The organism is Sorangium sp. So ce281 (assembly GCF_051527395.1).
GTDB classification, from domain to species: Bacteria; Myxococcota_A; Polyangia; order Polyangiales; family Polyangiaceae; genus Sorangium; species Sorangium cellulosum_B.
This window is the reverse complement of record NZ_CP150322.1, coordinates 4,234,121-4,253,103: the sequence shown is the minus strand read 5'-3', so window position 1 is coordinate 4,253,103 and position 18,983 is coordinate 4,234,121. Positions and strand designations below refer to the sequence as shown.

Genomic DNA, 18,983 nt, shown 5'->3' with positions numbered 1-18,983 from the left:
CCGACGGGCGCGCTTCAGGTGCTCCCCGACCTCGGTAGCAGGCGCGTGCGTCGCCGCGAACACGGCGAGCGCGACGAACGCGAGGCACGCGGCGAACGCGGCAAACGCCGGCGCGCGCGCGGGGCGGAATCGATCACAGCGCTCGGCGACCGCCGCCGATCAGCGTGGGCCTGGGCGCGCGGAGGGCCCAAGCACGCGCGCGTGTGCATGTCCAAATCTCGAAAGGACATGCCGACCGGTCGGCGCAGGCGCGCGACTCCAGCGCTCGACCGATAGGGCTGAAGCGGGAGCAACCATGAAGTACACGCAGCACGAGGAGTGGACGAACGAACCGCGAGCCGCCGCCACCAGCCCCGGAGAGGACACATCGGTCTCGTTCTCGGTGGACGCGCCCTCGCTGGATACGCCGGCGATCACGGAGGATGCCGCCGTCACGACCCCGCCCGCGGCGCCCGCCGCGAGCGAGGAGCGCGACGCGTCCTCGGGGCAGATCGACCTCACCGCGCTGAAGGCCGGCGAGGAGGGCGCCCGCCCCCAGGTCCTCGACCTCTTGCCGATCTTCCCGTTCGGCGAGCCGCCCGCGTCCGCACCCGTGCCCGAGGCGCCGGCGCTCGACATGCCGGCGCGCGCGTGGCGCGCCCGCTCGATCGCCGTCCTGCTCGCAGGCGCCGCCGCGATCGCGGCCCTCACGGCGGGCATCTCTGCCCCGGATGCCGCCGCCACCGGCCCTCGCGCGGCGGCCGGCCTCGCCGCCGCCGCCCGCGCGGTCGAGGCGCGGCTCCCGCGCATCGAGGCGCCCGCCGAGCGCGCGCCGGTCGCGCCTCCTGCCGAGCGCAGCAGCTCTGGCGACGCGCCCGACGGCGTCGCCGCCTCGCAGCGCGCGCCCGAGCGCCGCGCGCGGGCCACGGGCGCAGCCGCGCTGACGCGCGCCAAGCCGGGCCCTGCGGCGCCGAGCACGACCGACCGCCGCGCTCCCACCGACCCGTGCCGCGGCGACCTCCTCTGCGCGATGCGCCGCGCCACGGGCGGCTGATCCACCGCCGAGCCCCTCGGCAGATCCGCCGCGGCCCGGGTCGGGCTCGCGCCCGGCAGGACCCCGCTCAGGCGGCGCGCCGGGCCCGCGCCCGGACCTGCTCAGGCGGAGGCCGGGCTCGGACCGGACGGGCACCCCGCGTGCGCCGCGATCGAATCGAGCAAGCGGTTCAGATCGAACGGCTTTGCGACCGACGCGCACGCGCCCACCTCGCGGGCCCAGGTGCCGGCGTCCACCGCGGCCGTCATCACGAGGATGGGCGCGCGCGGACCAGGACACGACGCGTACGCGCGAGCGAACCCCCAACCGTCCATCACCGGCATGCGCATGTCGAGCAGGATGAGATTCGGCCGGTTGCGCTCCAGCAGCGCGAGCGCGGCCTCGCCGTCGCTCGCCGAGAGGACGTCATAGCCCTCCTCCTCCAGCGTGATCTCGAGCATTTCCCGGATCTCCTGGTCGTCGTCCACGATCAGGATCTGCTTGCGCCGTGTCACGCGGCTCCTTTCGGTTTGCAGCTTGGCCCGAGGCTCGGCGCTCGCCGTCCCCTCCACTCCGGTTCCACAGTACCCGTCTGCCACGATATCCCCCCACACGGGCGCTTCCGATGCGCGAACACCACTCAGGCAAACGATGTCACGCCCGCGTCCCATGTCGCACGCGACGAGCGCAATATCGACTGCGGAGCCCGTTCGGGTCAGAAGCTCACGGCCGCGAACGCGCCCCGGACGGCGAGGGCGGCGCGAGATCGCCCGCGATCTCCATCCTGGGCAGAAGCGAGGCGTCGATCTCGGTTTTCTCTCCGCGCGCGAGCTGCTCGATCACGGCTGCTGCGCGGGTGATGTCGTCGACGAGCAGCGGGATCGCCAGCCCGCCCATGCCATCCGGCGTGCCCGCGAGCCGCGCGCGCGCCTTGTCGAGCAGGCGCAGCGCCCCCGGCGGGCTCCGCATCCTCGTGAGCTTGTGCAGGGCCGCGGCGACGAGGATGAGCCCCTGGAGAAACGTCTTCCTCACGGGGTCCGTCTCGTCTCGCCACCCGGACTCCCACAGCTCGTGCGCCTCGAAGAACCGCCCCGCGCGGTAAGCCTCCAGCCCGCGTTGGACGATCGCTTCGAGCGCGGCGTCGGTGGAGGAGCTCATGGCGCGGAGCGACAGCGGACAGCGGAGCGTACCACGCGCCCCGGACGCCCGCGCGCCGGCGCTCCGGTGCTACGCTCGGCGCGTGCAGCGGTGGATCCTCGTCGCGGTGATTGCAGGGCTCCACCTCCTGGCGTTCGCGATCGGCATCGTCCTGCGCCGCCGCAGGCGACGGCGACGCCTGCAGGCCGACGAGGCGCGCGCCGTCGCCGCGCGCGCCATCGCCGCGCACGCCGACGCCGCGCGCGCCCGCGCCGCCCGCCCGCGCTGACGCCGCGCGCGCCCGCGCCGCCCGCCCGCGCCGAGGCCACGCGCGCCCGCGCCACCCGCCGCCCCCTCAGCGCGCGAGCAGGCTGCGCAGCCGATCGAGCGCCGCCGCGTGCGCCCGCACCGAGAGCCGGCCGCCGACGTCGTCGTACTCCTCCGAGAGCACGCGCGCGTTCTCGTAGATCTCCCCGATGAGGCTCTGCTTCGCGTACGGCAAGAGCAGCTCGGCCTCCACCATCGACTGCTCGAAGAACGCGATGATCGCCTCCCGCAGCGCCGCCACGTCGTCCGGGATCTTCGCCGACAGCTGCGTCGCCTCGGGGAACTCGAGGCGCAGCGCGTCCCGCTCCTCCTCGGAGAGCCGGTCCACCTTGTTCAGCAGGAGCCGGCTCGGCACCTCGCTGGCGCCGATCTCGGAGAGCACGCCGCGCGTCACCGCGAGCTGATCGCGGAACGTCGGATCCGACGCGTCGGCCACGTAGAGCAGGAGCGACGCCTCGAGCGCCTCGTCCAGCGTCGAGCGGAAGCTCGCCACGAGATCGTGCGGCAGCTTCTTGATGAAGCCGACCGTGTCCGAGACGAGGATCCGCGGGCGCACCTCCGGGTGGAGCGCGCGCACCGTCGTGTCGAGCGTCGCGAAGAGCTTGTCGGCGACGAGCACCTCGCTGCCCGTCAGCGCCCGCATCAGCGACGACTTCCCCGCGTTCGTGTAGCCGACCAGCGCGACGCGGCGCTGCCCTTGCCGGAGCGCGCGGCGCGTCGTCTGCTCGCGCTGGACCGCGGCGAGCTCCTCCTTCAGCTCCGCGATGCGATCGCGGATCTTGCGCCGATCGAGCTCGAGCGCGCTCTCGCCGGCGCCCTTGCCGCCGATCCCGCCGCGCTGCCGGTCGCCGCCGCCGCCCGTCTCCCGGAGCCGCGGCGCGACGTAGTTGAGCCGCGCGATCTCGACCTCGAGCTTCGCCTCCCGGCTCCGCGCGTGGCGGTGGAAGATCTCGATGATCACGCCCGCCCGGTCGAGCACCTGCGCGCCCGTCGCCCGCTCCAGGTTGCGCGCCTGGCTCGGCGAGATGTCGTGGTCGACCGCCACGACCGTCGCCAGGCGCGCCGCCTGCCCGGCGCCGCCCGCGCGCGGCTCCGCGCCGCCGTCGCCCGCGTCGTCGCCGTCGTCTCCGCCGAGCTCGACCTCGTCCTCGTCGCCCTCACCGCTCTCTGCGGCCCGGCGCGCGCGCGCCTTGTTCTTTCGCTCCGGCGCGCCCGAGGGCACGACGCCGCTGCCGCCCGTGAGCTCGGCGAGCTCCCTGAGCTTGCCCTCCCCGAGCACAGCGGCCGCCGCGAGCGCGCTGCGCCGCTGCGACACGGTCGCGATCACATCGAAGCCGAGCGTGTGCACGAGGCGGCCGAGCTCGGCCAGATCGGCGGCGTGCTCCACATCGTCGATGCCGGGGAGCTGCACCCCGACGAGCACAGCGAGGGAACGTTCTTGGTTGGTCGTGGTCATACGGTCGTGTGCGAAGGCGGGAGCTTCGCCTCATCCACCCCCGCGACGCAAGCCGCCGCGCGCTCGCCGTGCCTCGCTGCGTCGCCTCGGACGAACCCGCCGGGCTCGCTCCGGCGATCCGCCGAGCTCGCCCCGACGCGGACCACGAGGGCAGGCAGGCACAGCCCGACGCCGGCAGCGGGCGTGGCCCTCCGAGCGCGCCCGAGGCACGCGCGTCACGTCCCGAGGCCCACGGGCGGCGTCACCTCGATCGCGCCGCCTCGCCGTGCAGCCGCGCGCTCTCGATGGCCAGCGACGCGAAGCGCCCGAGCTCCGCGGCCACGCCCGTGTCGTCTTGCCGGAGCTCGCGCTCCACGGTCCAGAGGCTCAGCAGGCCGAGCTTGCGGCCGCGCGCCGCGAGCGGCACGAGGATCGCCGAGCGGGCGCCGAGCTCTCGCAGCGCCGAGAGGTGCTCCGGCCCGCGGGCGATCCGCTGCAGCCACGGATCGGTGACCAGCGGGATCAGCGTGGCCTCCCTGCGGGCCGTCGCCTCGGCCAGCGAGGCGGCGTCGCCGAGCAGCAGCGGCGGGTGCTTGAGCAGCCTCGGCAGGAGCGCCCGCGCCTCGGGCAGGCGCGCGGACGCGACGAGCCGCGGGGCGCCGCCGTCGTCGAGATCGAGCGCGCAGAGGTCCGCGAAGCGCTCGCCGCCGAGGCGCACCACCTGCTCGATCGTCCCGTCGTGATCGAGCGACTCCGCCATCAGCGCGCTCGCGTCGATCAGGATCTGCCGCGCGCGCTCGGCCTTCCTGAGCTCGGTCACGTCCTCGACCGTCATCACGGCCGCGGTGATGCGCCCCTCGGCGTCACGCACGGGGGCCACGCTGAAGCTCCCGAGGCGGCGCTCTCCGTCCGCGCGGACGAACTCCATCTCGTCGCGGGAGACCGTCTCGCCGCCGTGCAGCGCCCGGTGGAGCAGCCAGCGCGCGCGCTGGTCGTCGTCGGTCTCGTTGAGCAGCGTCCGCAGCGGCGCGTTGCTCGGGGTCTCCTCGGGGCCGCGGACGATCTCCGCGAACCGCCGGTTGTTGAGCGCGACGGCGCCCGACGTCCCCTCCGCGACGACCACGCCGACCGGGAGCCGCTGGATCGTCGCCTCGAACCGGCCGCGCTCCGCGGCGAGCTGCTCGCGTAGCTGGGCCTGGGTCGCGAGCGCGGCCGCGCGCTCGGCCGCCTTCTTGAAGAGCAGCCGGTCCCCCTCGGAGAACTCCGGCACGCGGCGGGAGCTCACGACCGTGACGCCGACGAGGCGGCCCTCCGAGAGCATCGGCACGCCGTAGAGCGCGTGGAGCGCGTCGCTCGGGCGCTCGCTCTGCGCCCCCGACTCCGGCCCCGCCGCGCCGCCCCCGGCGTCGGTGGCCAGCGGATCCGGCGCCGCCGAGCGCAGCGCCACCGGGCGCCGCTCGCGGACCACGCGCCCGACGAAGCCCTCCGCCAGCCTGTAGGCGCGCAGGCCCCACAGCGCCTCATCGACGCCGATGCCGGCGCGGATCCGCAGCACCTCGCCCTCGAGCAGCAGCATCACCGCCCAGTCGACCGACCGCGCCGACTCGACGAGCACCTCGACGAGCCGCCGCAGCAGCCGATCGATGTGGACGTTGCCCATGCCCTCGGCCGAGACGCGATCGAGCGCGCCGAGCGCGCGCTCGCGGAGCGCGGCGCTCCGCGTCGCCGGATCGATGATCACCTGATCGAGCACCTCGTGCAGGATCGTCATCTCGACCCACGACGGCCGCGTGCCTGTCCGCTCGAGCATCCGGAGCACGCAGCGGCGCAGCACCGAGTACTGGGCGGCCACGTCCTCCAGCTCGAACCCGTCGCGGAGCTTGTCGAGCACGCGGAAGCCGAGCAGCGGCTCGGGGAACTCGACCGACACCGACTCGACGCCGCTCCACGCGTCCTGCTCCTGGTCGCCCGGCGGCGCGGCCGCGGCGGACACGGCCGCCTCGAGGCGCTCGGCGAGACGCGCGAAGATGGAGGGCAGCTCTTCGCGCAGCGCGATGTAGCCGGGGGACTGCTCGCCCGGCGCGCGGCGACGCTCGGCGCGCTCCCACGCCTCCAGGATCTCCGCGCTGTGAGCGCGCAGGAAGACGGCGAGCGGCGATCTGGGAAGGTCTCTAGGGGCCATTCACGCGCTGGCCGGAGCCGCGGCTCCCTCAGTCTACGCCAGCCCACGAGGACGTAGATCCAGAAACGAACCGGCGGCGGCTTGCCCGTCCGGCGCCCCCGCGGACGGCGCCGAGTCGGTCCGCCCTCTCCGTCCGTACCCCTCTGCCTGCGCCACGCGAGCGCCCTTCCATAAGCGGTTATGTCGCGCTCGCCTGCACGCCTGCGCCATCGCGCTCGCCTGCGTCGCCGCGCCAGCGAGCGCGACAGCGCCGCCGCGCGCTCGCGAGGCCCGCCGCGAGCGCGAGCCAGATCGCGCCGCTGGCGGGCGGCGCGGCGTCCTCGCCCCGCCCCGCGCCTGCCGCGCCGATCTTGCACCCGCACCCGTCCGGCGACTCCGCTGGCGGCGGCTCGGATCCCCCGCCGCCGCTGCCGGTCGCTGCGGCGCCGTCGCACTGCTGAGAGCCGATGGTGAGCGCCGTCGCACCCCACAGCGGAGCGCAGGTCGATGTCGCGCCGCTCTCCGGCGCGCACTCGATCGGCCCGCAGAGCCCGTCGAGGTGCAGCAGCGCGGAGAAGCTCTCGCCCTCGTCGATCGATCGGCCCACCGTGAAGCCGTCGGCGAACTCGTCGCCGCAGGCGAAGAGCGCCGCGGCGGTCCAGGTCAAGCACCGCGCGCCGACGTCCGAGATCTTCTCGAACTCGAGCGACGCGGCCGGCGCGCGCCAGATTCCGTCCTGGGGCCCGCCCACGATCACGGTCGCGCCGTCCGGCGAGAGCGCGAAGCCGAGGAGGTCGCCGGCGCTCTCGAAGGCGGTGGTGAAGCTGCGCCCTCCGTCCTTCGAGACGAGCAGCGCGTCGGTCGGATCGCCGTCGAGCCGCACGTAGACGACGTCGGGGTCGACGGGATCGACCGCGCCCAGGAACGGCAGGCGCATGTCGTCGCTCCCCGGGATGTCGAGCCGCTCCCAGGTCGCGCCGCGATCGTCGGTGCGCTGGAGGGCCCCGGCGTAGTCGGGCGCGCCGTAGCGGCCACTCACGTAGACGCGCGCGCGGTCCGAGGGGGCAGCGTCGACCGTGTGGGCGAGGAAGTCCTCGGGCAGATCGACGCCCGCCTGCGTCCAGCTGTCCGCGTTGTCGCTCGTCTCCCAGAGCTGGGTCAGGAACTGACCCGCCCCGAGCCCCATGCTGACGACGAGCACGGCACGGGAAGGGTCCTCGCGATCGGCCGAGAGATCGATGACGTAGCGGTTCATCAGATCGCCCTGGGCGAACGACCAGTCGCAGCCGCCGTTCTTCGACGCGCTGAGGCCGTCGAAGACCCCGGCGACGATCGTCCCGTCGGCGAGGAAGGCGAGCATCGGATCCTCGTTCCCGCCGAAGCCGACGACCGGCTCGCAGATCCAGCGCCAGCGCTCGCCGCCGTCGTGCGTGGCGAGCAGGCCGTAGGTCGCGCGGACCATGAGGCGCGACGGGTCGCTCGGGTGCGACGCGATCAAGCCCGCGGCCGGGAAGCGGCCGTTGGCCGAGGCCGGCGCGGAGAGCGCCGTGACCGAGAGCAGCGCCGCGACCGAGAGCAGCGGCGCCGCGCAGGACGAGAGGGGGCCGCGCCGCCGCGCGCCTGGCCCGCCGTGGGGGTGACGTGTCGGCGCTGGGAGGGCTCGCACGGAGCGTTCTGTAGGGGCTCGCACGAGGGGTGAGCCTAGTGGACGTCGAACTCGAATACCGCCTCGTCGACGAGGGACGAGGTCAGGGCCCGGCATTGCACGTCCCAGAGGCCCCCCATCCCGAAGGGCACGTCGGCGACCTCGTACAGGCCGGGCTCGATCTCCGCGCCCTCGTGCACAGACCCGTGCCCCATGCCCGTCATGCTGGCGTAGCAGCGGAGCTTCATCCGCTGCGCCGGGTCCCGCGAGTCGGTCCAGGTGAGCCGCACGTGGAAGGTGTTGAAGCCTCGCTTGATCGGCTCGGTCGACTCCACAGCGAACTCGATGCGCCCGTTCGCGCCGACGTCCAGCCGGTGGCCGTCGTCCGGCTCCACGTCCCGGGATCCGCAGCCCACCGGCGAGAGGACGGCGAGCGCCGCGACGAGGGCGGCGCAGGCGCCCGCCCAGCGGCGCCTGGGAGGTGACTTCGGCGAAGGCTGTTCACGAGGTTCAATCACGTCTTCCCCACACGTAGCGAAGGCCTGCGGACAGGGCGGCGAACGCGCCCTCGTTGCGGCCGATCCCGGAGATCGGCACGTCCACCTGGAGGTTGCCGACAGCGGTCCAGCGCGCGCCGACGTCGTGGGCCAGCACGGCGAGCAGCGCCGTCCGCGCGCGCTCCTTCCCCATGGGATTGCGCGGGCCCGGGCCAGGCTCATCCTCGCGCGGCGCGCCCTCGCGCTCGTGGAGCGCGCCCACGGTGAGCGAGGCGCCGGAGGGCCACGAGGGCCCCGCGGCGGCGAGGATCTGCACGCGGGGCGCGGACCGCGCCGCGTCGCCGTCGGGGAGACGGTAGCTGGTGCGGACGCTTATCGAGGCGGCGAGCAGCGCGTGGAACGAGCCCCACGACTTCTCGAAGACCATCCCCGGCCGGATCTCGGCCACCCCGAGGCCGGTCGTGTCGGCGCCCGTGATGTCGGCGCCCATCACGCGGGCGCCGGTCGCGCCGCTCACGCCGGCGTCGAGCGGCGCCGTCCCGGTGCTCGGGCCGCGCCCGGTCGGGAGCGTCACGCCGAGCGTGAACGCGGCGGACGGGATCCACGGCGACGCCGCGCCCTCGATGAGGTCGATCCTGGCCGCCGCGCCCAGGTCACCCGGCCCGCCGCCGGACGACGCGGCGCCGAGCCCCACCCCGCTCCAGGTGACCATCATCGGGACGGAGACGGCGAGCTGGAGGTGATCCCCGGCCCGCACCAGCCACCCGGCCTCGGCCCTCAGCTCGCGGTGGTAGACGCCCTCGCCGGACGCGTCGAAGCCTCCGTCCACCGCCCACGCCCCGAGCTGCTCGGTGAGCCGGACGGAGAAGCTCGCCGCGGCGCGCTCCGAGGGAGCGAGCCACTGGGCCATGCCGTGCCCCGCACCGCAGCAGGCCGACGCGTGCGCGGCCCTCGGGTGCGCCGCGAGCGACAGCAGGAGCACCACTCCGGAGACGGCTCTGGCCAGCACGGCCGCACCTATAGGCGCGGCTCCTGCCCCGCGCCAATGCGACACGTTGTCGCGCGGAGGGCGCCTGATCTCGGTCGGGCCGCACCTTCACGCGGCGCGCCGAGCCGCTTCCGTTCCGCGCGCAGCGCCTCGCGACCGCGCGCGGGGCTCGGCGGCGGCGCGGTTGCTCAGCTGGCGAGGGCCTGGCGGTAGACCTGGACGTAGCGGCGCGCGGGGCGGTCCCAGCCGAGGTCGAGGCGCATGATGCGGCGCTGGACCGCGGGCCAGCGGGGCGACGTGAGGGCCGCGAGGGCGCGCTGCACGCCGCCGAGCAGCGACGTGGCCGTCGGCTTGTCGAACAGGAACCCCGTGCCGGTCTCCAGGGCGGCGTCGATGTCGACGATCGTGTCGACGAGGCCGCCGGTCCTGCACGCCACCGGGGCAGCGCCGTAGCGTTGCGCGTACAGCTGCACGAGGCCGCACGGCTCGAAGCGCGACGGCACGACCACGAGGTCGGCCGCGGCCATGAGCCGGTGCACGACGGCCTCGCTCACCCCGCCGAGGAACTTCGCCCGCTCGGGCGCCTTGGCCGCGGCGGCGGAGAGCTTCTCCATGAGCTCGGCGTCGCCCTCGCCGGCCACGACGACGCTGACGTCGCCCTTCAGGATCTTCGGCATGGCGTTCGCGAGCAGGTCGCTGCCCTTCTGCGCGACCACCCTGCCGATGGACACGAGGAGCGGGCGATCCGGCCGGATCTCGAGCCCGAGCTCCTGGAGGAGCGCGCTCTTGCAGCGGCCCTTGTTGCTCACGTCCTCCGCGTCGTAGCGGGCGATGATGGCCGGATCGGTCATCGGGTTCCAGACGGCGTAGTCGATGCCGTTGACGATGCCGGACAGCTGGTTCGCCCGGGTGCGGAGCACGCCGTCGAGGCGCTCGCCTTGCTTCGGCGTGAGGATCTCGTTCGCGTAGGTGGTCGAGACGGTGGTGAGCGCGTCCGCGGCCAGGATGCCGCCCTTGAGGAAGTTGAGCTGGCCGTAGAACTCGAGCCGCTCGGGCCGGAAGTGGTCGTCGTCGAGGCCGAGGTACGGGAGCGCGTCCTTCGGGAAGAGGCCCTGGTGCGCGACGTTGTGGAGGGTCAGCACGGTCCGGCCAGGCGCGGACGGCTGGTGGCGGAGCAGGTACGGCACCATGGCCGTCGGCCAGTCGTGGGCGTGGACGATATCGAACGGCGAGCCCGACCGGGCGCGCTGGCGGACGAGCTCCACGACGGCGCGGGAGAACAGGGAGAACCGGCGCGCGTTGTCCTCGTAGTCGCGCCCCTCCTCGCCGTAGATGCCGGGCCGATCGTGGAAGCCTGGTACGTCGAGGACGACGAGCTCCACGCCCGTGCTGAGCCGCCCGTCGAAGAGCGTCACCTGGATCGGCCCGCCCGGCGACACCTTCGCATCGACCTCGAGCGGCATCGGGGTGAGGCGGCGCGCCATCATCAGCCCGCTCGAGTCGAGCGCCTGGTAGCGCGGCAGCGCGATCGTCACCTTGTGCCCGAGCAACCGGAGCGCCTTCGAGAGCGACGACACGACGTCGGCCAGGCCGCCGACCTTGACGATGGGCGCGATCTCGGACGCAGCGAAGAGGATGTCCATGCGGGCGCCGTGTGTAGCACGAACCGGGGCGCGCACAGCGCGGCTTCCGAACCCACAGGCGGGCGCTCGCACGGCCGGCGGCACGCCCTCGCGATCCCCTCGCGAGGTCCCTCCTCCTCGTGCACGACCTCCCCTGCCCGCGGGACCCACGGTCGAAGAGCGCCGCGAGCCCCGGCGCCATGCCGGCGGCACGCGCTGAACCGGCGCCGCAGGCAGCGCTGGCTGCTCGACCTCACCCGGAAGGTCCGATCGCACTCAACATTGCATGCTGGATTACTTTTTCTCGTGCTCCAGCAGGCAGATCTGTATGATTTTTCACTTCGTGATCGGCCCGCGCAGGCACATCTGCATGCTGCGCTACCTCCAGGTGCCTTCTTCCTGGGGCCTGCATGGCGCAGACGCGCCGTCCGGGCCTGTGTATCGTTTCTCCATGAGCAGCACCCTTAATTTTCGCAGGCTTTCCTTGCTCTTCGCCCTCCTCGCCACCGGCGTCGCCGTGAACTGTGGCGGCAAGAACGACGGCGACGGTTCGTCCCAGGGCTCCGGCGGCATCGGTGGCCATGGCGGCGGCGGCGCGGGCGGCGCCGACCCCGGCCCCGCTTCGAGCTCCGGCTCCGGAGAAGGCGGCTCCGGGCTCGACTTCGCCGGCTCGCACGGCTCGAGCGGCACGGGCGGCGGCGGCGGCGGCGCATGCCAGCAGCTCGACATCACGTTCGAGCCGCAGACGCCGACCGTGATGATCGTCGTCGATCGCTCGGGCAGCATGTACGGCAGCGGCTTCTGGGATCCGCTCAAGACCGCGGTGCTCAGCGTCGTCGACAGGCTGCAGGACAGGGTGCGGTTCGGCTTCCTGACGTTCACCGGGACCGCCAACCAGCAGTGCCCGCTGCTCGCGGGGGCCGACGGCATCGCCCTCAACCACCACGCCGCCATCGCGGCCGCCTACGAAGAGGCCTCCACCGTGCCGCCCGGCAAGCTCGAGACGCCCACCGCCATGACGTTCAACGAGACGGTCGTCCCGGAGCTCCTCGCGTTCCCGGAGCCCGGCCCCAAGTACATCCTGTTCGTCACCGACGGCGAGCCCGATCGCTGCGACGACGTGCGGGCCGAGTGCGCGCGCGACGACGTCGTCGGCGCGGTGCAGGACGCCTACGAGCAGGGCATCGGCACGTTCGTCTTCGGCCTCGGGTCGGGCGCGCTCGCGCAGCACCTGCAGGACGTGGCGAACGCCGGCGCGGGCCAGCCGGTCGAGCGGCCCGGGAGCGGCACGGACGCGGACTGCTTCGTCGGCGCAGGCACGTACGCCGACGCCGGCGGCACCGCCACGTACTACACGCCGGATCCCACCGACGCGTCCTCCCTGGAGGACGAGCTCGACGCGGCCATCGCCGGCGTCAAGAGCTGCACGTTCGACCTCCAGGGCTCGATCGAGGTCGACCTCCGCAACGCGTCGCTCGGCCAGGTGCTCCTCGACGGCACGCCCGTGCCCTACGACGCGCAGAACGGCTGGACGATGGAGAGCGCCACCCAGCTCACCCTCGTCGGCGACGCCTGCGAGCAGCTCAAGGACGCGCGGGAGATCTCGTTCGACTTCCCCTGCGAGATCCTCGTCCCCCAGTAAACCCGGCGAACGGCGCGCGGGCGCGCGCCGCCCCTTTTCCGCGCCGCAGGCCGGCGCTTTTGCTAAAGGCGAAGGCCGGCTCGACCCATGACCAGGATCAGCGCGCGAGAGCTCGCCGGCACGAGCGGCCCCTTCGGCCGCGGCACGCCGGTGGTGCGCCCCGCGGAGGTGCCGGAGGGGTCGGTCGTCACCGTGCTGCGCGTGCCGCCGGAATCGGCCGGCATGCGGCTCGACCGGTTCGTGCAGACCCAGCTCAAGCGGACGAGCCGCACGCGCGCCGCCGAGATCGTCTCCCGCGGCGCCTACTCGCCCGAGGCGCGGCGCCTGCGCGGCAGCGATCGCGTCCGGCCGGAGCAGTGCATCCTCCTCTGGCGCGAGCCGTGGGACGAGCAGGCGCCCGACACCCCGATCCCGGTCCTCCACGAGGACGACGCGCTGCTCGCCATCGACAAGCCGGCGGGCCTGCCGGTGCACCCCACGGCGCGGTACCACAAGAGCACCGTGATCAAGATGATGGAGGCCGCGCGCCCCGACGAGCGGCTGTTCCTGGCCCACCGGCTCGACCGGGAGACGAGCGGCGTGCTGCTGCTCTGCCGCACGCCCGAGGCCGACCGGACCGTGAAGGCGCAGTTCGAGGAGCGGACCGGCGTCGTCAAGCGCTACGCCGCGATCGCCTGGGGCTGGCCCGAGCGCGATACGTTCCGGGTCGAGCTGCCGCTCGAGCTCGACGACGCGAGCCGCTACAAGGTCAAGATGCGGGTCGCGCCGCCGGGCCGCGGCCTCGCGTCGGCCACCGCGTGCGAGGTGCTGGGCCGCCGCGCCGATCCCCTCACCGGCCGGCGCTACGCGCTCGTCCGCTGCACGCTCGAGACCGGCCGGCAGCACCAGATCCGCGTCCACCTCGCGGCGAGCGGCCTTCCGCTCGTCGGCGACAAGCTCTACGGCCCGGACGAGGGCATGTTCGCGCGCGGCGCCGACGGCGTGCTCACCGACGACGACCGCCGCGCGCTCGAGCTCGACCGTCACGCCCTCCACGCCGCGCTCCTGGAGCTCACGCACCCGATGACAGGCGAACGCGTGCGCATCGAGGCGCCGCTCTCGGACGATCTGCGCACCTTCTGGGACGCGATCGACGCGTGATCCACGCGGAATGCGGCGGATCCATCGCGGGCCACCCCTCCGCTCGTGTGTGTGGAGGGTGACGCTTGCGGGACGCGATGACACCGGTGGGCGAGGCGGCGCCTGCGGGCGCGCCATGGACGCGGCTGACCGGAGCCCCGCGCGAGCGCGCTCGAGCGCCTGCGGATCTTGTGCCGAAGTGCCGACTTACGTACGATGGCCGAGATGACGCGTGCGCGAGACGACCTCGAGGCGCTGCGGGATCCAGCGCGCCGGTCCACACCGCTCGAGGCCGAGAGCACCGCCCAGAGCACGACATCCGGGCCGGTGCCTGGTCCGGGAGAGACGAGGCGGGACGCGGCGGCGCCGTCTCCAGGAGAGCCGGCCGGCGCCGGAGCGCCGCGGCAGGCAGGCCCGGAGCGGGCCGCAGCGGCCTCGCCCGGCGGCGCGCCGCAGCAGGCCGACCCGCGGGCCCGGGGCGACGAGAGCCTGGATCGGGAGCGCTACGAGCGGTACGCGATGCCGGCGAGCGACCTGCCCGCGGCCAACGTGCAGGCCTTTCGCGGCGACGCGAGCGGGGTGCTCGCGATCGTCCGGCGCGCGGTGCAGTCCGTCACGCGCGATCCGGCGCGCCACCGGCGCCGGCTGCCGAAGTCCCGCTTCGACGCGATCCGCAGCTTGCCGGAGCTCGCGATGGCGCTCGACTACGCGGTGACGCGGATGCAGCCCGAGAGCGCGCCGCCGATCGAGGTCGTCGAGCAGCTCGATCTGCTCTACGGGGCGCTGCGCCCGACGCTCGCCACGGCCGAGGTGTACTTCCCGCGCAGCATCGTCCCGGAGACCTTCGGCATCGTCCGGCGCGCGCTCGTCGCCGGCGATCCCGCGAGCGCGACCGCCACCATCACCAACCTCATCCTGGACCGGTGGAGCCACGTGCAGAGCCGGATCCCGATCACCAGGGAGGAGCTGACCCAGCTGAACAGCACCGCGAAGTGGCTGCTCAGCAACACCCGCCCGCCGGAGCGGCTCGACTCGAGGGACATCCGCGATCGGCTGTGGTCGCTCCTGCGCGAGCGCTACGAGCAGCTGCGGGCGATCGCCCAGGAGGTCTCGGGCGACGACTCGCGGGAGTACGCGCCCGAGCGGCTCGCGGCCGATTGATCCGGCGCGCGGAGCCGCCCCGGCGCGGCGCGGAGGCCCGGCCAGGTCCGGACGGACATCCGGGGGGCGCGGCGGGTGTACCGCCCCGCAGGCCCGATCTACGCTGCCGCCATGCAGGAGCTCCGCAAGACGACCTGTAACCGCGACTGCCCCGACGCCTGCGGCATCGTGGCCACCGTGGAGGACGGCCGCGTCGTGCGCCTCGGCGGCGACCCGGACCACCCGATCACGCGGGGCTTCCTCTGCTACCGCACGTCGCGCTTCCTGGAGACCCAGTACTCGCCCGAGCGGCTGACGACGCCGCTGCTCCGCAAGGGCGGCGAGCTCACGCCCGTGTCGTGGGAGGAAGCGCTCGACACCGCGGCCGAGCAGCTCCTCACGATCCGGCGCGAGTCGGGCCCGGCCGCGATCTTCCATTACCGGAGCGGCGGCTCGCTCGGGATGCTCACGGGGATCGCCGACGCGTTCTTCGCGCGGTTCGGGCCGGTCACGGTCAAGCGCGGCGACATCTGCTCCGGCGCGGGCGACGCCGCGCAGCTCGCCGATTTCGGGGAGGAGGACAGCCATGACCTCGCCGATCTGCTCAATGCCCGGCACATCCTCCTCTGGGGCAAGAACGTCTTCACCTCGAGCCCTCACACGCTCCCGGTGCTGCGCGAGGCGAAGGCGCGCGGCGCGGAGCTCGTGCTCATCGATCCGGTGCACCACAGGACGGCGTCGCTCTGCGGGGCGTTCTACCAGCCGCGCCCCGGCGGCGACTTCGCGCTCGCGATGGCCGTCGCCCGCGTGCTCTTCGACGAGGGGTGGGCGGACCCGCGCGCCGCGGACTACTGCGATCACCTCGACGCCTTCCGCGCGCTCGCGCGCCGGAGCTCGGTCGCCGCGTGGTGCCGCGAGGCCGACGTGCCCGAGCGCGCGGCCCTGGACCTCGCGCGCCGCCTCGCCGAGAGGCCCACGGCGATCCTCGTGGGCTGGGGCATGGGCCGGCGCACCACGGGCGGCGCGATCGTGCGCGCCCTCGACGCGCTGGGGGCCGTGAGCGGGAACCTCGGCGTCCCGGGCGGCGGCGTCTCGTTCTATTTCAAGCGGCGCGGCGCGTTCGACCTCTCGCCCTTCGAGGGCGAGCGCCCGGCGCCCCGCACCGTCTGCGAGCCCCTGCTCGGGCGCGAGGTGCTCGGGATGAGCGACCCGCCGATCCGCGCCGTCTGGGTGACCGCGGGCAACCCGGTCGCCATGCTGCCCGAGTCCGACACCGTCGCGGAGGCGCTCCGGACGCGCGAGCTCGTCGTCGTGGTCGACTCCTTCCTCACGGACACGGCGCGGGTCGCCCACCTCGTGCTGCCCACGACGACGCTCCTCGAGGCGGACGACGTGGTCGGCGCCTACGGCCACCATTACCTCGGCGTCGCCACGCCCGTGGTCCCGCCCCCGGCCGGGGTGAAGGCCGATCTCGAGATCATGCAGGCGCTCGCGCAGCGCGTGGGCCTCGGCGGCGCGCTCGACGGCAGCGCCCGCGACTGGAAGCGGCGGGTCACCGAGCGCAGACTCGCGCCGCTCGGCGTCACGCTCGAGACGCTGGAGCGCGGGCCGGTGCGCAACCCGCTGGCGCCGAAGGTGCTGTTCGAGGACCGCAAGTTCCCGACCCCGAGCGGCCGGGTCAACCTCATCACCGAGGCGCCCGAGGAGCGCGTGGATCCCGGCGCGAGCGAATTCCCGCTGCTGCTCATGGCGCTCTCCACCGAGAAGTCCCAGTCGTCGCAGTGGGCGCGACCCCAGCCCGGTCCGGCCGTCGTCACGGTCCACCCGGACGCGGCCGGCGGCGTGCCCGACGGCGGCGCCTGCCGGATCACGTCGCGCGTCGGCGCCATGACGGCGCTGCTCCGCCACGATCCTGCCCAGCGCCGCGACGTCGCGCTCCTCCCGAAGGGAGGCCACCTCCGGGACGGCCGCTGCGCCAACGCGCTGATCACCGCGCGCACCACCGACATCGGCGAGGGCGGCGCGCTCTACGAGGAGCGGGTGCGCGTCGAGCCGATCGACCCGCCGGCGCCCCTGCCCTAGCCCGCGGCGCGCCGTCGCCCGCGCGGCGGACGGAGCTCACGGCGCGGGCGCGACGAGGCGCGGGCTCCGGTAGGGCCACGCCGTACCCGCGAGATCCGCTGGCCCGCTCGGCCGGCGGTCTCTTACGCTCGCGCGATGGCGAGAGCGCTGCCTGCAAGGTTCGGGATCACACCGCACGCGGTGCGCCGCATGGCGAACCGGCAGATCGCGCTCGGCGGGGTGATGGCGGTGCTGGGCGCGGGCGTGAGCGCGACGGGGCTCGGCAGCGTCGCGGCCGGGCTGCCGTTCGGGATGGCCGGCGCGCTCATCATAGCGATCGGGCTCCGCACCCGCTCGATGAGCGTCGCCGTGCAGGTCGTCAACAAGGCGTACAACCTCGCGGCGTCCGGCCAGCGCGAGGACGCCGCCGAGCTGCTCGACTACGCGGAAGAGACGTGCCGCTCGCGCTACGTCCTGCGCGTCATCGACGTCCAGCGCGCGCTCGCCGCCATGCAGCGCGGCGATCTCGCGGGCGCGCTCGTCCGCGCCGACGCTGCGGTGACCCGCCGCACCGACCCGCTCGCCTTTCACCTGGAGCACGTGACGATCGCGGCGGCGCGCTCGCTGAGGGCCCTGCTCCGCGCCTCGACGGGCGATCGCGACGGCGCCGCGGCGGACATCGAGATCGTGCGCGCGAGCGCCCTCGCGTCACCCGAGGTGCTCGCCCGCGCGGAGCTCGCGGCCGCGGTGCTCCTGGAGCGCTCGGGCGACAGGGAGGCGCTGCGGGTGCACCTGCTCCGCGAACGCAGCCTCCTCGTCGAGCACACGCGCCCGCGCGAGCGCGCCCTCGTCCGCGCCTACCAGCGCATGCTGAAGGCGAAGGCGAGCTCGGTCTACCGCACCGGTGCGAAGCGGGAGCCGGAGGCCGGAGGCGAGCTCTCGCCGGCGGACTGGGCAGCGCGCATCTCGCCCGACGCGGCGCCGTTCATGCGCGCCCCCGCGCCGGCGGCGGGCGGGGTGGAGGAGCTGTCGCGCGCGGAGGTGGACCGCGCCGACGCCTCTGCGCGCGCCGCGGCGGAAGGGCGCGCCGGGAGCAACCGCCAGCCGGTGGCGAAGGCGGCACGCCGCATGTTGCTGCTGTGGTTGGCCCTGGTGATGGTGTTCCTGGGGGTGTGGCAGCTCTTGAACTCCGATCAGGCGCCGCGGGTGGCGCCCGGGGTCGAGCGTCTGCCAGCGGAGCCGATCTTCGGACCGCTCGCGATCGTCATGGCGTTTCCGATCCTCTTCATCGTGATGCTCGTCGGTGCGGTGCTGGTGAACGCGGTGCGCACGCGCAAGCTCTCGCAGCGCTTCGTGGCCGCCCAGGTCGCGATCGCGAAGGGCGAGGCGCAGCGCGGGAAGGCCGAGCTCGAGGCCCTCACGCGGACCAGGGTGCCCGCGGCCGCGGCGCAGGCGTACCTCGCGCTCGCCGAGCTGTCGGACCGGCAAGGCGAGCTGCTCGCGGCGCTCGCGGCGTGCGAGGCGGGGCTCGCGCGGCTGAACACCGAGGTGGCGCGCGCGATGGCGGCGGACATCCTGCTGCCTGCGCTCCTGGCCGAGCGCGCGTTCGTGTTCGCGGCAATGGGCCGGAGCGCCGACGCGCGCGCCGAGATGGCGCTGCTCGCGGAGCGGTACGCGTCGTACCCGTTCCTGGAGAGGGCCAGGCTGCGGGTGGCGCTGGCCCTGCGGGCGCGGGAGGGCGACATCGCCGGGGCGGCGCGCCTCACCGAGCGGGACGCGGACCTGCCGCTCAACGCGCGCGACGAGCTGCTCGCCGACGTGTGCCGCGCGGCGGCGAGCCCGGGCACCGCGGGCGCTGGCGAGGTGGAGCGGCTCCGCGAGGAGCTGCGGCTCGACGCCGCGAGCCGGCGCTGGCTCTCGGCGATCGCGCCGGCGGCGCTCGCGGCGTTCGAGCGCCTGAGGGAGCAAGGCGACGCGGACGTGCTCGCCGGGGCCGAGGCCCTCGCGGAGACGGAGGCGCTCGCGGAGATCGAGGCGCTCGCGGAGGCCGAGGCCCTCGCGGAGCGCGCCGGGGTGCGCCCGCGGGACGCCGGGGCGGCGTGAGCGCCGCGGCGCCGCGGCGCGGTAGCGGCCTCAGGCGCAGCTGCGGGCGCAGCTCCTCGCGCCGGGCGAGCGCGGCGCCCGCTCGATCATCCGC

General features: G+C 74.6%; 15 protein-coding genes. 7 read left to right on the top strand and 8 right to left on the bottom strand.

The window, feature by feature from the left end; all coding sequences use genetic code 11:
- The first annotated feature begins 295 nt into the window (after positions 1 to 295).
- Positions 296 to 1,033 carry a hypothetical protein gene (locus WMF27_RS16085; protein ID WP_437768001.1) on the top strand — a complete coding sequence of 246 codons (738 nt, stop codon included), beginning with the start codon at positions 296 to 298 and terminating at the stop codon, positions 1,031 to 1,033.
- Positions 1,034 to 1,134: 101 nt separating this feature from the next.
- Here the strand turns inward: WMF27_RS16085 and WMF27_RS16080 are convergent, their stop codons facing one another.
- Both WMF27_RS16080 and WMF27_RS16075 read right to left on the bottom strand, forming a co-directional pair.
- Positions 1,135 to 1,527, bottom strand: a complete 393-nt coding sequence (locus tag WMF27_RS16080; protein ID WP_231864879.1) for a response regulator — start codon at positions 1,525 to 1,527, stop codon at positions 1,135 to 1,137.
- A 208-nt stretch (positions 1,528 to 1,735) separates the two neighbouring features.
- Entirely contained in the window at positions 1,736 to 2,170 is a 435-nt protein-coding gene (locus tag WMF27_RS16075) for a DUF309 domain-containing protein (protein WP_437768002.1), read from the bottom strand.
- An 82-nt stretch (positions 2,171 to 2,252) separates the two neighbouring features.
- Between WMF27_RS16075 and WMF27_RS16070 the strand changes: the two genes are divergently transcribed.
- Positions 2,253 to 2,438, top strand: coding sequence for a hypothetical protein (locus WMF27_RS16070; RefSeq protein WP_437768003.1), 186 nt, complete (start codon positions 2,253 to 2,255; stop codon positions 2,436 to 2,438).
- Positions 2,439 to 2,504: 66 nt separating this feature from the next.
- Here the strand turns inward: WMF27_RS16070 and hflX are convergent, their stop codons facing one another.
- From hflX to glgA, 6 genes are all read right to left on the bottom strand, one after another.
- Entirely contained in the window at positions 2,505 to 3,932 is a 1,428-nt protein-coding gene (gene hflX, locus WMF27_RS16065) for a GTPase HflX (RefSeq protein ID WP_437944254.1), read from the bottom strand.
- Positions 3,933 to 4,173: 241 nt separating this feature from the next.
- Positions 4,174 to 6,093, bottom strand: a complete 1,920-nt coding sequence (locus tag WMF27_RS16060; protein ID WP_437944253.1) for a GAF domain-containing protein — start codon at positions 6,091 to 6,093, stop codon at positions 4,174 to 4,176.
- A gap of 178 nt (positions 6,094 to 6,271) precedes the next feature.
- A complete protein-coding gene (locus WMF27_RS16055) occupies positions 6,272 to 7,738 on the bottom strand; it encodes a WD40/YVTN/BNR-like repeat-containing protein (protein WP_437944252.1) in 1,467 nt (488 codons plus the stop codon).
- Positions 7,739 to 7,773: 35 nt separating this feature from the next.
- Positions 7,774 to 8,235, bottom strand: coding sequence for a FixH family protein (locus WMF27_RS16050; protein WP_437944251.1), 462 nt, complete (start codon positions 8,233 to 8,235; stop codon positions 7,774 to 7,776).
- Positions 8,228 to 9,223 (bottom strand): hypothetical protein, encoded by a 996-nt coding sequence (locus WMF27_RS16045; RefSeq protein ID WP_437944249.1) that lies wholly within the window; start codon positions 9,221 to 9,223, stop codon positions 8,228 to 8,230. Before WMF27_RS16045 ends, WMF27_RS16050 begins: the two co-directional genes overlap by 8 nt.
- 167 nt (positions 9,224 to 9,390) lie before the next feature.
- Positions 9,391 to 10,845 carry a glycogen synthase GlgA gene (gene glgA / locus WMF27_RS16040; RefSeq protein ID WP_437944248.1) on the bottom strand — a complete coding sequence of 485 codons (1,455 nt, stop codon included), beginning with the start codon at positions 10,843 to 10,845 and terminating at the stop codon, positions 9,391 to 9,393.
- Between the two features lie 430 nt (positions 10,846 to 11,275).
- Here glgA and WMF27_RS16035 point away from each other — a divergent pair, with 430 nt between their 5' ends.
- From WMF27_RS16035 to WMF27_RS16015, 5 genes are all read left to right on the top strand, one after another.
- Positions 11,276 to 12,466 carry a vWA domain-containing protein gene (locus WMF27_RS16035; protein WP_437944247.1) on the top strand — a complete coding sequence of 397 codons (1,191 nt, stop codon included), beginning with the start codon at positions 11,276 to 11,278 and terminating at the stop codon, positions 12,464 to 12,466.
- A gap of 87 nt (positions 12,467 to 12,553) precedes the next feature.
- Positions 12,554 to 13,606: an RluA family pseudouridine synthase gene (locus tag WMF27_RS16030; RefSeq protein ID WP_437944246.1), complete on the top strand. Its 1,053-nt coding sequence runs from the start codon at positions 12,554 to 12,556 to the stop codon at positions 13,604 to 13,606.
- 204 nt (positions 13,607 to 13,810) lie between these two features.
- Positions 13,811 to 14,746, top strand: coding sequence for a hypothetical protein (locus tag WMF27_RS16025; RefSeq protein WP_437768012.1), 936 nt, complete (start codon positions 13,811 to 13,813; stop codon positions 14,744 to 14,746).
- 111 nt (positions 14,747 to 14,857) lie between these two features.
- On the top strand, positions 14,858 to 16,807 hold the full coding sequence (locus tag WMF27_RS16020) for a molybdopterin-dependent oxidoreductase (protein WP_437768013.1): 1,950 nt from the start codon (positions 14,858 to 14,860) through the stop codon (positions 16,805 to 16,807).
- Positions 16,808 to 16,942: 135 nt separating this feature from the next.
- On the top strand, positions 16,943 to 18,889 hold the full coding sequence (locus WMF27_RS16015) for a hypothetical protein (protein WP_437768014.1): 1,947 nt from the start codon (positions 16,943 to 16,945) through the stop codon (positions 18,887 to 18,889).
- The last annotated feature ends 94 nt before the right edge of the window (positions 18,890 to 18,983 follow it).